The following is a 13,856-nucleotide window of genomic DNA, read 5'->3' on the forward strand; positions in this document are numbered from 1 at the left end:
ATTTATCAAAAATGAACAAATTAGCTCCCATTGCATATTTCACTTATAACCGCCCTGAGCACACAAAAGTCTCTCTTGATGCGCTTAAAAATAATGAATTGGCATCACATTCTAAAATAATAATTTTTTCTGATAGCCCAAAAACTAATCAAGATGAAAAAAAAGTTGATGAAGTAAGAAAAATTTTAAATGATCTTAATGGATTTAAAGAGAAAAAAATTATAATCAGAGAAAAAAATTATGGACTATATAAAAACTTTGTTACCGGTATCACTGATGTTTGCAATGAATATGATAAGATAATTGTTGTTGAGGACGATAATAAAACATCAAAGTATTTTCTTAATTTTATTAATGATGGTTTAAACGTATATCAAAATGAACCAGAAGTTTGCGCAATTAATGGATGGTTTTATCCAAATAAAAATGATCTCAAAGAAACATTTTTTTTAAAGGGTGGAAATACCTGGGGATGGGGAACTTGGAAGAGAGCCTGGGATAAATTTAATCCAAATACAGATTATTTGATCAAGGAAATTAAAAAAAGAAATTTAGTAAAAAAATTTAATCTAAATAATTCTTTTGATTATTTAAGTATGCTTGAAAAAAGAGATAAAAATTTAAATGAATCACATACTATAATTTGGAAAGCATCTACGTTTTTAAATGATATGTTTTCACTTTATCCATCGTCATCATTCGTTAAAAATATTGGATTTGATGGATCTGGAATACATAATAAAAAACCAGATAAATTACATGAGCATTCTTATATTCAAGAAAAAAAAATAATTATACAAAAATCAGATATTAAGGAAAACATTGATGCTATCAAATTTATAAAAAAATTTTATAGGAGAAATAGAATTAAAAATTTAATAAAAAAGATAATGGGAATTTTTTGATAAAAATTGATATTAAATATATATTAGATTATTATTATGTTAACCACACTAAATTTATTTTAAAGTGAAAAAATTAGTCAAAAGTTTAATATCTAAAATTTTGAAATTAACTAACTTTAGAAATAATGACGAAGTTGAAAAAATTGCGTTAGGAAAAATTCTAAAAAAAAAAAATAATTTTAAAACTTTGCAAAAGATAGAGGATGTAGAATTCAAAATTTTTTCTCAATTTGGAGATGATGGAATTATACAGTTCTTGATTGATAAATTAGAAGTTGGATATGATTATCAAAATTTTATTGAATTTGGAGTGGAGGATTATTCAGAGGCAAATACAAAATTTTTATTATTAAATAATAATTGGTCTGGTTTTATTTTAGATTCGTCAGGCAAAAACATTGAAACTATAAAGAAGAAAAGTTATTTTTGGAAATATGATTTAGAGGCAAAACAAAGTTTTGTAAAAAAAGAAAATATTAATGAGTTAATTTATAACTCCAGCATGAAAAATAAAAAAATTGGAATTCTAAGTATAGATATTGATGGAAACGATTACTGGATTTGGAAAGAGATAAGTGTAATAGATCCAATGATCGTAATTATTGAATACAATAGTACCTTTGGGCAAAATCATAAAATAAGCATACCTTATGATAAAAATTTTGATAGATCTAAGGCACATTATTCAAATCTATATTGGGGAGCTTCAATAGAGGCTCTTAAGTTTCTTGCTGACAAGAAAGGGTATAAGTTTCTAACTACCAATAGTGCTGGCAATAACGCATATTTTATAAAAGAAAATATTTTTAATAAGTTGGAGACCAACATTAAAAAGAACATTTTTCAAAGCAAATTTAGAGAAAGTAGAGATAAAGATGGCAAAAAAAATTTTGCTAATTTTGAGGAAAGATTAAAAACCATTGGGCATCTAGAAGTTATAGATGTAGAGACTAATGAAATATCAAAATTATCAAAATTATTAAAAACAACAGTTTAATGAAAATACTTATAACTGGTTCCCAGGGTTTTTTAGGTAGAAACTTATCTCAAAAATTAAGTAGAGAAGGTTTTATTTGTTATGGAATTGGAAGGGGTAATTGGAAAAATAAAAATTATAAAAAATGGGGATATTTTAAAAATATAAATGGAACTATTAGTTATAAAAATTTAAAAAAATTTGAAAAAATAAATTTTGATTACATTCTACATTGTGCAGGTGGAGTATCACCAAATGCAAGTTTAGTAAAATTTATACCTTTTAATAAAGATTACGAAAAAAATGTAATTAGTATTTTAACAGTGCTAGAATTTTTTTCAAAAAAAAAAAGAAAACCTAAAATTATTTTTATTTCAACAGTCTCGGTTTACGGAAATTCAAAATTAAAAAAAATTAAAGAAGAAACCAATTTAAATCCTGTTTCAAATTACTCTATAAATAAAGTTATTGGAGAAAAGGTTTGTAGAAAATTTTATCAAGATAATAAATTTGATATACTTATTTTAAGAGGAAGTTCTTTATATGGACCAGGTTTAAAGAGGCAGATTATTTACGACGTTTGCTCAAAAATTCAAAAAAGGAAGTTTTTTTTCTTTGGCAGTGGTAGAGAAATAAGAGATTTTATACATATAAGTGATTTTTCTAATCTTATTAGATGCATAATTAATAAAGGTTTTAAAGGATATTCAGTTTTTAATGCTGGAACTGGGAAAGGGATGAAAATATCTAAAGTTATTTACTATATTGGTAAAAAATTTAAAGTTAAAATAAAACCAAAATTTAATTATTTTGGTAAAGAAGTGAATCCCACGTCACTCATACCAGATATTAAAAAAGTTAAAAAGTTTAATTGGTCTCCAAAAATAAATTTTTATGAAGGTTTAGACGAGTATATAAAATGGTTCAAATATGGTTAGATTAGCATTCACAATACATTTTAACAGAACATGGCTTGGAGGAATTAATGTTATTGTAAGTTTGATAAATTCAATTTTGTCCATCCAAAATTTGAGTTCAAAAATTAAAATAATCTTACTAACAAACTCAAAAAAAAAATTGAGTAAATTAAACATAAGTAAAAAAGTAGAAGTTATTGAAAGTTTTGAATTTTTTAATCGAAGCCTATTTGTGAGAATTTTAGACAAAGCGTCTATAATTTTTTTCAATAAAACAATTTTTTTAGAAAAATTTTTAAAAAGATATAATATAGATTTTCTATCACATACATCTATAGCGACAGGAAAAAATAGTGATATAAAAAGTATTGTTTGGATACCAGACTTTCAATATTTACACTTTCCAAATTTTTTTTCATTAAAATATAAAATTTTGAAAAAATTAAATATTTTAATTTATAAAAATCATGTATATAAAATTTTATTAAGCAGCAAATCTGCATTTAAAGATTTGCAAAAGATTACTAATATTCATAACTCTAAAATATTAATTAACAAATTTTCATTTGATGTACCTAACTCAAAAAATTTGAGAAGCTTTTCATATTTGAAAAAAAAATATAAGTTGAGGAAAAATTATTTTTATCTCCCCAATCAATATTGGGTGCACAAAAACCATAAAGTTGTTTTAGAAGCACTAGTAAAAACAATCAAACATGGAAAAAAAGATGTCTTTATATATTCATCTGGATCCAAAGAAGATTATAGGGACCCACAAAATTTTCAAAATCTATTTAAATATGTGAAGAACAATAACATTGAGAAAAATTATATTTATTTAGGCTTAATTCCTTTTATTGATGTTATGTCTCTTATTTTTTATTCGACAGCAGTTATCAATCCATCTCTTTTCGAGGGTTGGAGTAGCACTGTTGAGCAAGCTAAAATGTATAATAAAAAAATTGTATTATCCAACATCAATGTTCATAGAGAACAAAATCCAAAATATGCATTTTTTTTTAATTCACATGATAGCAATAAGCTGTCAAATATTTTTCAGAGTATAAATTCAATTCAAAATAAAAAAAAAAAACCAATATATAAATTAAGTCGTATAAGAAAAAAAAACGATAATTATATCAAGGATTATATTAATCTTATTTTAAAAGTGAGATAACTATCTTCTATCCAATTTTAACAATTTAATAGAATTTGAATATTTAGAGTATCTTATTTTTTTAAATGGAAAAAGGTTATTAATTTCATTCTCTAAGTAAATATTTTTAACTTTTACCTCAACTATACATTGTTCCACATCTTTAAAGAAAGCTTTACTTCCAAAGATTTTATATTTTATATCTTTATCAAATGTTATTCTAAATTTATTTATACTAAAATATTCTCTTGTATAATTTACTAATACAATAGGTTTACAGTTTCCATAAAAGTCATCATGTATTCCATTTTTTAAAAAATTTTTAAAATTTTTCACTTTTCTTGATGTTTTATACTTTCCTTCATATGAATTTATTTTTTCTTCTAATTGCAATTCTTTCAAAGTATTAAAATTTTCTGAACCATAATATCTAAGTCTAATTTTTTTTCTAGGTACGACCCCCTCTTCTGAATTATGAAATGAATCTTTGAACTTATTGTCAAAATATATAGAAGAGATTTTTCTCTTATCATACATTTGTTTTGCATTTTTATTTTTAAGAAATTCAAAAAAATTATTTATTCTCTTGATAGAAATTTCATATTTATTTTCAATTCTAAAACTCATATTTATAAAAATTTATTTTACTTTAAGTATCACACTTTTTAATATAGATTAATTAAATGAATATATTATTATCCCAATCTTTCTTGGAGTTTTCTGGAACAGTAATCGTAGGTCTGTTAATCTATCTAACATTACTTTTTGTAAAGCAGTATTGGGTAAATACGATTACTTACTTTAATACATTCTTACTTTTACCTGCTACAACTTATGTTGTAACTAAAGTAATTTCTGACAATTTAGCGTTGTCACTAGGAATGATTGGTGCATTATCAATTGTAAGATTTCGTAACCCAGTCAAAAGTCCCTTAGAACTCGTAATATTTTTTGTTTTAATAACTGTTGGTATATCAATGGGCGTCAGTCATTTTTGGAGTATAATATTTTCAGTCACAGTAATTTTGATATTAATATTTTCTTTTTTATTAGAAAAATTTACAAAAAAAATAAAATTTTTCAAATTTTTTGAGTATTCATTTAATTCTAATGACAGTATGAATTATAATATTCTTGAAGTTGAGTCAGACAGTCCAGTCAATGAATTAAAAGATGATCCTAACTTATTATTTTTTACTAGCTCAAATAACAAAAATATTTATAGGCTTGGTATAAGTGATAGGGAAAAATTAAAAAAGATAGAGGAAGCTTTAAAAAAAAATGAAAATATTAAAAATATTGAAATTCAATATTCTAATTAAAATTCTAATTTTTTATTTAACATTTTGTCAAGGTTCATATGCGATCGATGAATGTAAAAATAATTCACACAATATGATTGATAAAATTAAATATCTGGAAATAGTTATAGATAATGAAAGAAAATATTTAACAGAAGTTGGCAGGAAATTAATTAAATATTCGCGTGGTAAAAATGCAGAAAATAAAGGTGATAAAGCTAAGGCTATTGAGGAATATAAAAATTTCGGAAAAAAAAGAAGATATAAATCTAGATTAGTTGTTAACTATCTAGACGGCAAAAAATGTATTTTAAGTGCCAAAATTAGAGCACATGGAAATATGTCAGATCATATTGATTTAATAAGTGGTGTGCCAGTTTCAAGTTTAAGAGTCAATTTAAGTGAAGGCAATATAAAAAATGGAACAAAATTCTTACTACTTCGACCTAAGTCTAGAAATTCTGATAATGAAATTTTCGTTTCCACATTACTTTCTCATTTAGGAATTTTATCACCTGAAAGTTTTTACATAAACATCAAGATTCACGGAAAAATATTTAGATATATTTTTCAAGAAAATCTTAAAAAAGAATTTTTAGAAAAAAATAAAAGAGTTGAAGGTCCTATTATTGAGAAAAAAGAAGATTTTTGGTTTAGCCAGGATTTATTACAAATGGCAAGAGTTACTAATAAAAAATGGATAAAGTCTGATGACTCAAACCTTTATAATACTATCAAAGCAATACAAAAGCTGAATAAAAATTTATTACACTCATTTAATTATTCTATAAATTTTAGAAACGATGTAATTTTAAGGTCTCATGAAAGTTATTCTACAGAGGAAGAATTTAAAATTAATTCAATTTTTGAAGCATTAATGTTTGCTCTTGACGCAAGACATGGATTAGCATTTGATAATAGAAGATATTACTTCGACCCTGTCTACAAGAGATTAGAACCAATTTATTATGATGGAATGTCAAGAATACTCTCTAAAATTGGCTACAATATTAAAAATGAAAAATATGAAATTCAATTAGGAAGAGGATTAAGTACAATACAACTTCTTTTCAATGAAGATGATGTAATTCCAGAGGGACGTTATAATTTTGTGACTTATTCAGCTGTACAGGGTGCTAAATATGCAATTGATAAAATAAACAATTTAAATAAAAAAAATTTTATTGATGATTTAAAAAGCTATGGAGTCAAAAAGATAAATAATAAAGAATTAGATACTCTTTTAAGTTTCATTTTAAAAAGATTAGATTTAATTAAAAATGCAAAAATTTCTCCTTTCAATGAAGTAGCAGAAGGTCAAATTTTTACAAAATACTCTAAAAATATGAAATCGTTAGATGATGATAAATTTTTAGTATTTTTAAATAAAATAAAAGAAAATAATAACAATTTATATGATATTGAAATTTGTAATTATAAATTAGAAAATTGCAAAAAAGAGACTATTGATAGTAAAATCTTAATTAAATTGTTAGATCAGCAAAAATATCAAAATAAATATTCAATCTTTATTGCTTTAAGTAAAAACGACTACATTAGCGGTAAAATAGAAAGTGAAAAAGTATCATTTGGAAAATCATACAATAATATAAAATTAAATAATAATTTAAATTTTGCTTTTTCAGATGGTTTAGAATTTAAATTTGATGAAGCTAGTAATAATTTAAATATTAGTTTTAATAAAAATACTGCAAGAGCAATAATATATAGATCGAAGTTGGAGGGTGTAAAAATATCTATGAAAAACTTTTCAATAAATAATGAAGTTTTTAAGAGTAAAGTAAATGGCCTGACCGGCTGTCTCACAATTCTTGATACTGAGATAAAAGACCTGAATATCGAAGCAGAAAACTTTAATTGCGAAGATACTGTGAATTTTATAAGATCCGAAGGTTCCGCAAATCAAATTTTAATAAAGAATTCTATTTCAGACGCCTTAGATTCTGATTTTTCAAAGTTAAATATTAAAAAAATTAAAATTACCGACTCTGGTAATGATTGTTCAGATTTTTCATTTGGTAAATATAAAATTGATTTCGCAGAATTAGAGAATTGTGGAGATAAGGCAATTTCTATTGGTGAAAAATCTTATATGAATGTAAAAAATTTAGTAGTACGTAATAGTTATACTGGGATAGCGTCTAAAGACTCATCAAAGACAGATATTTTAAATTCGAATATAAATGAGGTAACAGAATGTTATGCTTCTTATAATAAAAAACAAGAGTTTAGTGGGGGATCAATAATTGTTGACAAATCAATATGTAAAAATTTTTTAAATTTAACAAAAGTAGATCACGACTCATTAATCCAAATAAAAAACTGATTATTATCCAATTTTCTGAATTATTATTTGATAATTTAAATACAAAATTTTAATTTTCTTTAAGTTTTTTTTTAAAAATTTAAGTATAGCAAAAGTTGGTGATAAAGTGACTTTTTGATGTTCCCATAAAAAATCATCGAAAATTATTATTCCATATTGGTTCAAATTAGCAAAAGATTCTTGAGCATCATACAATACATCCTTATATTCATGTGAACCATCAACATAAATTAAATCAAACTTATCTCTATTTTTTAAAAAAAAGTTTTTTGAGTCTTGTTTAAAAACTACAGCTCTTTCAGAAAATTCTTGGGTATTATACTTAAAATTTTCATAAATTTGATTAAATTTTTCTGGATAATCTCCCTTTAGTTCGTGAAAAGGTTTAAAAGTATCTACACAAGTCAATTCTGTTCTTTTTAATTTTTTTAACAGAAAAAAACTACTTCTTCCCTCGTAAGATCCAATCTCCAAAGCTTTAAGTTTTTTATCAAAAAGTGAGAATTTATCAAAAATATATAACCAAGATGGAACATTATTACTGAACAAATCTCTTTGATTAAATTTAAGCTTTATATCACATAGTTCTATAAATTCTTTTTTTTCTCTACGATATTGTGATTCAATTTTTCTATTAATAATCAAAATAAAATAAACATAGTGCACTAAAACTGTGAGAGATGCGTATAAAAGTTTTAAATCAATAATTCCACATAAAAAAATTTTAAAAAATCTTCTTAAATAAGTAACAAGTCTTCGGAGAGTATTAATAAACATTTTTATTTTAAAAATTTTATATATGTAAAGCTGTTTATATAAATATTATAATTTTAAGAAAGTAAATTGTAATAAGCTAATATTTATTCTAAAAAGCATATAAATTATTAAAATTAAAGTTATTTACAGATTAAAAATGAATTTATTGATAACCGGATGTTGTGGGCATATAGGTTCCTATACATCACAAAATATACATAAAATTAAAAAAATAAAAAAGGTAATTATAGTTGATAATTTAAAATCAAATCGATTTCACTCATTATTTAATTTAAATAAAAAAACCAAAAAAAAATTTCTAATTAGAGACATAAGTAAAAAAAATAGTCTTAATGACTTAAAAAATATTGATTACGTAATTCATTGTGCCTCTATGACTAACGCAGAGAAAAGTTTTTCAAAAAAAAATGAGATGTATAGAAATAATATTAATTGTTTAAAAACAGTTATATCTTTTTGTAAAAAAAATAATTCAAAGTTGATACATATATCCTCCACAAGTGTTTATGGAAAGAAAGCTAAGATTGTAGATGAAACGTGTGAGAAAAAATATTTAAAACCACAATCACCTTATGCAGATATAAAGTTAAAAGAAGAAAAATTAATTAAAAAAGAGGGTAGATTTTTAAAATATAACACTTTTCGCTTTGGCACTATATCAGGTGTTTCTGTTGGTATGAGTTTTCATACTGCAGTTAATAAATTTTGTTTTAATGCAGCAATAGGTGAAGATATTAATGTTTATAAAACTGCAATACATCAGTATCGACCTTATTTATCCTTAAAAGATGCATTTAAAGTTTTTAAATTTTCTATAGAAAATGATTTTTTCAAAAACGATATTTATAACGCCTTATCTGGCAACTATACAGTTAAACAAATACTAAATAAAATTAAAAAAAATAAAAAAAATATAAAAGTAAAATTTGTTAAATCAAAAATTATGAACCAATTATCTTATAAGGTAAGTACTAAAAAACTTGAGAAAGAGGGACTTAAATTGAAAAATAATATTAATAAAGATATAGTGGCAACATTAAAACTATTAAGGTCTCAAAAAAGACTTAAGACCTAAAATAGAAGAAATTAATCCGTATAATCTAAAAAATCTTAATTTCATCTTTTTAAAATCAAAAAAGAATATTGAAATTAGTAAAACAATTAAATCTTTTATTAAAAATTTACTAGTTTTTTTTAATGCTGAAATATAACCAAAATTTTTTTTATAAAAATAAAACATTGACCACATATAATGCCAAATCCTTAAGCATTTAAGATCATTACCTTCATTTTCAATTGACGATGCACGATGATGTTTAATTATTAAATATGGAATTAAATAACATTTAATATTATTAATTTTACATCTGTGGAGTAAATCCATTTCTTCGTAATATAAAAAAAAATTTTCATCAAAAAAATTAATTTTTTTCAAATTTTCTATATCATAAAGCATTACAGATGCTTCACCTTTATAAAACTCAAACACAGAATCTGTAATTTTAAAATTTCCATGGTTAGGAACTAGAATACCAAATTCTTGAATTTTTTTTAAAGTATCAATAAATCTTACTAAAAAATTATTGTCTATATCAATATCAATATCCATATACATTGCAAATCTTGTTTCACATTTTTTTAAAGCCTTGTTTATAGCAGCACCGTTTCCAACATTTTCCGATCTTATTATGGAAGTTTTATGAGAAATATTTATTTTTGAAAAATTATAATTACTCGAATTATCTACAATAATTATTTTATAATTCTCATTTATTTTTTTTATAATTTTATTTAATTTTAAAGGATCTGTTCTAAAAATAACTAATATTATTGTAATCATGAAAAATCAAAGAATTATTTTTTTTAATTTATTTTTTTTTATAATTTTTAAAAATTTTTTTATATTGATTGAACTATCTTTTGGAAAATTTTTTACTTTTGATAAAGGTATTTTTTTAATTTTTTTGTCACTGAATTTTTTTGCAAATTTAAAAATTTCACGTTTTTTTCCTCCAATATTTAAAACACCTTTTTCATCAAGTAAATATGGAATTACCTTAGCAACTAACTTGTTATATACAAAACTTGAAAAAGCTCCGCTTATTGCACTCTTATGAACAAAGGGATAATCAGTTACACACAATCTTAATATAAGAGAATTTTTATACATTTTTACTGAAGCTTCGCCCCCCAATTTAGACCATGCATAATTATTTATTGGATTCAAATCATCGTACTCAGAATAATTGCCTTTAGAACCTGGATATACATAACTTGTAGAAAAATATATGAGTTTTACTTTATTTTTTATGCATGCCTTAACTATATTTGCAGTTCCAATAATATTTAAGTTTATACTTTTTTCTATATCTTCATCATGAATCGACATTGGTCTTGATAATCCAGCAATATGTATAAGATGTGTTATTTTATTATTTTTTAAATATTTATTTACTAATTTATAATTAAGAATATTGAAGTCTTTTTTATTTACAAAAGTAGTAATTTTTGAATCCATCTCTTTAATAAGATATTTACAAAATCTACTTGTTTTACCGTTAACTAAAATTTTTTTTTTCAATTTAAATGACTAAACCAATTTATATTTTTTAATTTTTTTTCTTTTTTCATTATTTCCTGTTTATGATTCCAGGCAAATAAAAAAACATTTTTATAATTTTTTTTTTTAAATAATTTATGATTTAATATTGGTATATGAGTTCCAGGAGAATATCTTCCGATTTTAAATGGTGTTGTATCAAAAATACAATCTATATGTTTAAAATTTATATTACAATAATTTAGAATTGTTGTACTTTTTGATGTAGCTCCATAACCACAAATTTTTTGTTTTTTACTTTTTATAGATAATATCTTTTCTCTTAATCTTTTTTTCGATTTTTCAACTTCTTTCTTAAATTTTATACATCCTTTAAAATTATCTATATTTTTTAATTTTTCATTAAATAAAATTTTTTTCAATCTTTTAGAAATTTTTGAATTAATATTATTTTTTACAATATATCTCATTGATCCACCATGTGTTTTCTGGGGAATTGCATCAATTAGTTTCATTCCATACTTTTCATAAATTTTCTTAATGGAAGTTGCTGAAAACATATAAATATGTTCATCATAAATTTGATCATATGAAACCTTTTCATACATTGACCCAAGGTAAGGTTCCTCAAAAACAAATAAACCATTATTTCGCAAAATTTTTAAAATATTATTAATTAAAGCATTTTGATCAGGGATATGGCAAATAACATTTGAACCTACAATTATATCAAATTTAATTTTTTTTTTTATATATTTTTTTATTGTTTTGTAGTTAAAAAACTTATTCTCACTATTTACATTATTTTTAATAGCATCTTTATGCACACTTTTAGATGGCTCTATTCCAACATGATAGTTTTTTTTAAAATTTTTTAAAAAGGTTCCATCGTTTGAACCTATTTCTAAAATTTTAAATTTTTTGTTATTTGAAAAATATTTTTTGACCCACAAAGAAAATTTTTCAAAGTGACTAACCATAAATTTAGAACTCGCGGTATAAAAAGGATAATTTTCATTAAACATTTTTTTTGGACTTGGATTTTTTTCTAACTGAAAAAGACTTAATTTTTTATTAAAACCAACGTTTAACTCAAAAAAATATTCTTTTTTAAATTGATTTTTTTTTAAAAAACCATTCGCAATAGGCATTTTACCAAAACGTAAAAATATCTTACATTTAGATTTATCTATTCTACATTTCATTTTTTAAAAAATTTCTTTTTTGATTGAATATATTCTTTTTTATCATATTTGTAATCACATAACGTCAAAAGAATACTTTTTTTTTTTATAAATTTTAATTTGATCCAATGATCTTTAGGAACAAATAAATAATTATTACTTCTTAAACTTAACAAAAATTTTCTTTCTTTTTTGTTTTTATTTGTTATGTAGACTTCGATTGTACCATTAATAGGTATAAGAACTTGATTACATTTTTTATGGGCATGATCTGCTCTAAAATATCTTTTATTTCCATATACAAAAAAAAATCTTTTTATGTTAAAATTCAAAAGAGACTCATTTTTGTAGAATGGTATTAAATCACCAGTTTTGTCAGAAAAAGTTTTACTTTTTTTTAATTTCAATTTCATTTTTGTTATATTTTAAATAAATTATATATTTATATAATTGATGTCCCTGGTAAATTATATTTTAAATTTGATCAGTTTATGACATTTTGTAAGAAATTTAGTTAATAAATATGTTTTTCCCGGAAAAAATGGGATAGATAATTGTTTTTATTTTAAATATGTATAAAAAAACCAATTGATTTTATTATGAGAGTTAAATTTACCAACTTATACAAACTAGTCCCAAAAAAGAAAGAAATTTTAGTAAAGATTAATTCTTTAATAAAAAATTCTAAATTTGTAGGAGGAGAAGAAGTTGCAAACTTTGAAAAAAATTTTTCAAAGTTTACTGGTTCAAAGTATTGTACAACAGTTGGAAATGGCACAGATGCCTTAGAAATAGCTGTTAAATCTCTTAATTTAAAAAAAAATTCTGAAATCATTGTTCCGGCAAATACATGGATTTCCACAGCGGAGGCAGTTGTAAACAATGGAATGAAGCTAGTTTTTTGTGATATTAATTTAGAGGATTATACTATCTGCATCAAAGATCTTAAAAAAAAAATCAATAAAAAAACAAAAGCAATTATCGCAGTTCATTTGTATGGAAATCCAGCAAATATGATTGAAATTAAAAAAATTATCAAGAATAAAAAAATTAAAATTATCGAGGATTGTGCACAAGCACATGGAACTAAAATTAAAAAAAAACACGTTGGCAGTTTTGGCGATGTTGGAACCTTTAGTTTTTTTCCGGGAAAGAATCTTGGTGGATTTGGTGATGGTGGTGCAATAATCACTAATTCTAAAAGTATATTTAATTATTGCAAAAGAGCAAAAGATCACGGGGCATTAAAAAAATATGACCATCAATTCTCAGGAAGAAACTCTAGATTAGATACTATTCAATCAGCTGTTTTAAACATTAAACTTAAAAGCTATAACAAAGTAATATCTTTAAGAAATAAGCTATCTAAGATTTATTTTAAAAAACTTAAAAAGATTAATGGTATAAAAGTTTTCGAAACTAAAAAAAATAATACTTATAGTTTTCATCAATTCGTAATTAAAACAAAAAAAAGAAATAAATTAAGAAGTTATTTGTTAAACAAAAAAATTGATACAATGATTCATTATCCCTATATGCTTAATGAGCTAAAATTTTTTCCAAATGCTAAATTAAATAATTGTAAAAGACTTGGAGATCAAATTTTGAGCTTACCAATATCCGAAGAGCATACTGCAAAAGAAATTGAATATGTATCAAATAAAATTATTGATTTTTTTAATAAAAAAAAATGACAAGAATAAATTTAAAAAAAATAAATAAACCAAAAAAAA

Annotated in this window: 14 protein-coding genes; 8 read left to right on the plus strand and 6 right to left on the minus strand. The window is 22.9% G+C overall.

Going from position 1 to position 13,856, the window contains the following annotated elements; all coding sequences use genetic code 11:
* Nucleotides 1–11 precede the first annotated feature (11 nt).
* The 4 genes from AMN73_RS02950 to AMN73_RS02965 all read left to right on the plus strand — a co-directional run bounded on the left by AMN73_RS02950 (nucleotide 12) and on the right by AMN73_RS02965 (nucleotide 3,975).
* Nucleotides 12–905, plus strand: a complete 894-nt coding sequence (locus tag AMN73_RS02950) for a hypothetical protein (RefSeq protein WP_075534791.1) — start codon at nucleotides 12–14, stop codon at nucleotides 903–905.
* Nucleotides 906–969: 64 nt separating this feature from the next.
* The gene (locus AMN73_RS02955; RefSeq protein ID WP_102133239.1) at nucleotides 970–1,902 is read left to right on the plus strand and encodes a hypothetical protein; all 933 of its coding nucleotides are present in this window, start codon (nucleotides 970–972) and stop codon (nucleotides 1,900–1,902) included.
* Entirely contained in the window at nucleotides 1,902–2,819 is a 918-nt protein-coding gene (locus AMN73_RS02960) for an NAD-dependent epimerase/dehydratase family protein (protein ID WP_075534793.1), read from the plus strand. The genes AMN73_RS02955 and AMN73_RS02960 overlap by 1 nt, the downstream gene beginning before the upstream one ends.
* A complete protein-coding gene (locus tag AMN73_RS02965; RefSeq protein ID WP_075534794.1) occupies nucleotides 2,812–3,975 on the plus strand; it encodes a glycosyltransferase in 1,164 nt (387 codons plus the stop codon). The genes AMN73_RS02960 and AMN73_RS02965 overlap by 8 nt, the downstream gene beginning before the upstream one ends.
* Here the strand turns inward: AMN73_RS02965 and AMN73_RS02970 are convergent, their stop codons facing one another.
* On the minus strand, nucleotides 3,976–4,581 hold the full coding sequence (locus AMN73_RS02970; protein ID WP_075534795.1) for a VTC domain-containing protein: 606 nt from the start codon (nucleotides 4,579–4,581) through the stop codon (nucleotides 3,976–3,978).
* 56 nt (nucleotides 4,582–4,637) lie between these two features.
* Here AMN73_RS02970 and AMN73_RS02975 point away from each other — a divergent pair, with 56 nt between their 5' ends.
* Both AMN73_RS02975 and AMN73_RS02980 read left to right on the plus strand, forming a co-directional pair.
* Nucleotides 4,638–5,276 (plus strand): DUF4956 domain-containing protein, encoded by a 639-nt coding sequence (locus tag AMN73_RS02975; RefSeq protein WP_075534796.1) that lies wholly within the window; start codon nucleotides 4,638–4,640, stop codon nucleotides 5,274–5,276.
* Nucleotides 5,236–7,602 carry a hypothetical protein gene (locus AMN73_RS02980; protein WP_075534797.1) on the plus strand — a complete coding sequence of 789 codons (2,367 nt, stop codon included), beginning with the start codon at nucleotides 5,236–5,238 and terminating at the stop codon, nucleotides 7,600–7,602. The genes AMN73_RS02975 and AMN73_RS02980 overlap by 41 nt, the downstream gene beginning before the upstream one ends.
* 3 nt (nucleotides 7,603–7,605) lie before the next feature.
* Here the strand turns inward: AMN73_RS02980 and AMN73_RS02985 are convergent, their stop codons facing one another.
* Complete coding sequence (locus AMN73_RS02985; RefSeq protein WP_075534798.1) at nucleotides 7,606–8,379, minus strand: class I SAM-dependent methyltransferase; 774 nt, start codon at nucleotides 8,377–8,379, stop codon at nucleotides 7,606–7,608.
* 136 nt (nucleotides 8,380–8,515) lie between these two features.
* On the opposite strand from AMN73_RS02985, the gene AMN73_RS02990 reads away from it, so the two are divergent.
* Entirely contained in the window at nucleotides 8,516–9,454 is a 939-nt protein-coding gene (locus AMN73_RS02990; protein WP_075534799.1) for an NAD-dependent epimerase/dehydratase, read from the plus strand.
* Here the strand turns inward: AMN73_RS02990 and AMN73_RS02995 are convergent.
* The 4 genes from AMN73_RS02995 to AMN73_RS03010 are packed head-to-tail and all read right to left on the minus strand — an operon-like array spanning nucleotide 9,425 to nucleotide 12,536.
* Entirely contained in the window at nucleotides 9,425–10,219 is a 795-nt protein-coding gene (locus tag AMN73_RS02995; protein ID WP_075534800.1) for a glycosyltransferase family 2 protein, read from the minus strand. The two genes, AMN73_RS02990 and AMN73_RS02995, sit on opposite strands and share 30 nt — an antisense overlap.
* Before the next feature lie 6 nt (nucleotides 10,220–10,225).
* Nucleotides 10,226–10,960 (minus strand): sugar nucleotide-binding protein, encoded by a 735-nt coding sequence (locus AMN73_RS03000; RefSeq protein WP_075534801.1) that lies wholly within the window; start codon nucleotides 10,958–10,960, stop codon nucleotides 10,226–10,228.
* Complete coding sequence (locus tag AMN73_RS03005) at nucleotides 10,957–12,144, minus strand: class I SAM-dependent methyltransferase (protein ID WP_075534802.1); 1,188 nt, start codon at nucleotides 12,142–12,144, stop codon at nucleotides 10,957–10,959. Before AMN73_RS03005 ends, AMN73_RS03000 begins: the two co-directional genes overlap by 4 nt.
* Nucleotides 12,141–12,536, minus strand: a complete 396-nt coding sequence (locus AMN73_RS03010; RefSeq protein ID WP_075534803.1) for a sugar 3,4-ketoisomerase — start codon at nucleotides 12,534–12,536, stop codon at nucleotides 12,141–12,143. The genes AMN73_RS03005 and AMN73_RS03010 overlap by 4 nt, the downstream gene beginning before the upstream one ends.
* 186 nt (nucleotides 12,537–12,722) lie before the next feature.
* Here AMN73_RS03010 and AMN73_RS03015 point away from each other — a divergent pair, with 186 nt between their 5' ends.
* Nucleotides 12,723–13,817, plus strand: coding sequence for a DegT/DnrJ/EryC1/StrS family aminotransferase (locus tag AMN73_RS03015; RefSeq protein ID WP_075534804.1), 1,095 nt, complete (start codon nucleotides 12,723–12,725; stop codon nucleotides 13,815–13,817).
* The last annotated feature ends 39 nt before the right edge of the window (nucleotides 13,818–13,856 follow it).

It is taken from the genome of Candidatus Pelagibacter communis, from assembly GCF_001179965.1.
GTDB lineage: Bacteria > Pseudomonadota > Alphaproteobacteria > Pelagibacterales > Pelagibacteraceae > Pelagibacter.

Bases quoted from the DNA above. Each gene is read 5' to 3' on its own strand.
- AMN73_RS02950 (WP_075534791.1), top strand. From the start codon at position 12: ATGAACAAATTAGCTCCCATTGCATATTTCACTTATAACCGCCCTGAG.
- AMN73_RS02960 (WP_075534793.1), top strand. From the start codon at position 1,902: ATGAAAATACTTATAACTGGTTCCCAGGGTTTTTTAGGTAGAAACTTA.
- AMN73_RS02965 (WP_075534794.1), top strand. From the start codon at position 2,812: ATGGTTAGATTAGCATTCACAATACATTTTAACAGAACATGGCTTGGA.
- AMN73_RS02970 (WP_075534795.1), bottom strand. From the start codon at position 4,581: ATGAGTTTTAGAATTGAAAATAAATATGAAATTTCTATCAAGAGAATA.
- AMN73_RS02975 (WP_075534796.1), top strand. From the start codon at position 4,638: ATGAATATATTATTATCCCAATCTTTCTTGGAGTTTTCTGGAACAGTA.
- AMN73_RS02980 (WP_075534797.1), top strand. From the start codon at position 5,236: ATGAAAATATTAAAAATATTGAAATTCAATATTCTAATTAAAATTCTA.
- AMN73_RS02985 (WP_075534798.1), bottom strand. From the start codon at position 8,379: ATGTTTATTAATACTCTCCGAAGACTTGTTACTTATTTAAGAAGATTT.
- AMN73_RS02990 (WP_075534799.1), top strand. From the start codon at position 8,516: ATGAATTTATTGATAACCGGATGTTGTGGGCATATAGGTTCCTATACA.
- AMN73_RS02995 (WP_075534800.1), bottom strand. From the start codon at position 10,219: ATGATTACAATAATATTAGTTATTTTTAGAACAGATCCTTTAAAATTA.
- AMN73_RS03005 (WP_075534802.1), bottom strand. From the start codon at position 12,144: ATGAAATGTAGAATAGATAAATCTAAATGTAAGATATTTTTACGTTTT.
- AMN73_RS03010 (WP_075534803.1), bottom strand. From the start codon at position 12,536: ATGAAATTGAAATTAAAAAAAAGTAAAACTTTTTCTGACAAAACTGGT.
- AMN73_RS03015 (WP_075534804.1), top strand. From the start codon at position 12,723: ATGAGAGTTAAATTTACCAACTTATACAAACTAGTCCCAAAAAAGAAA.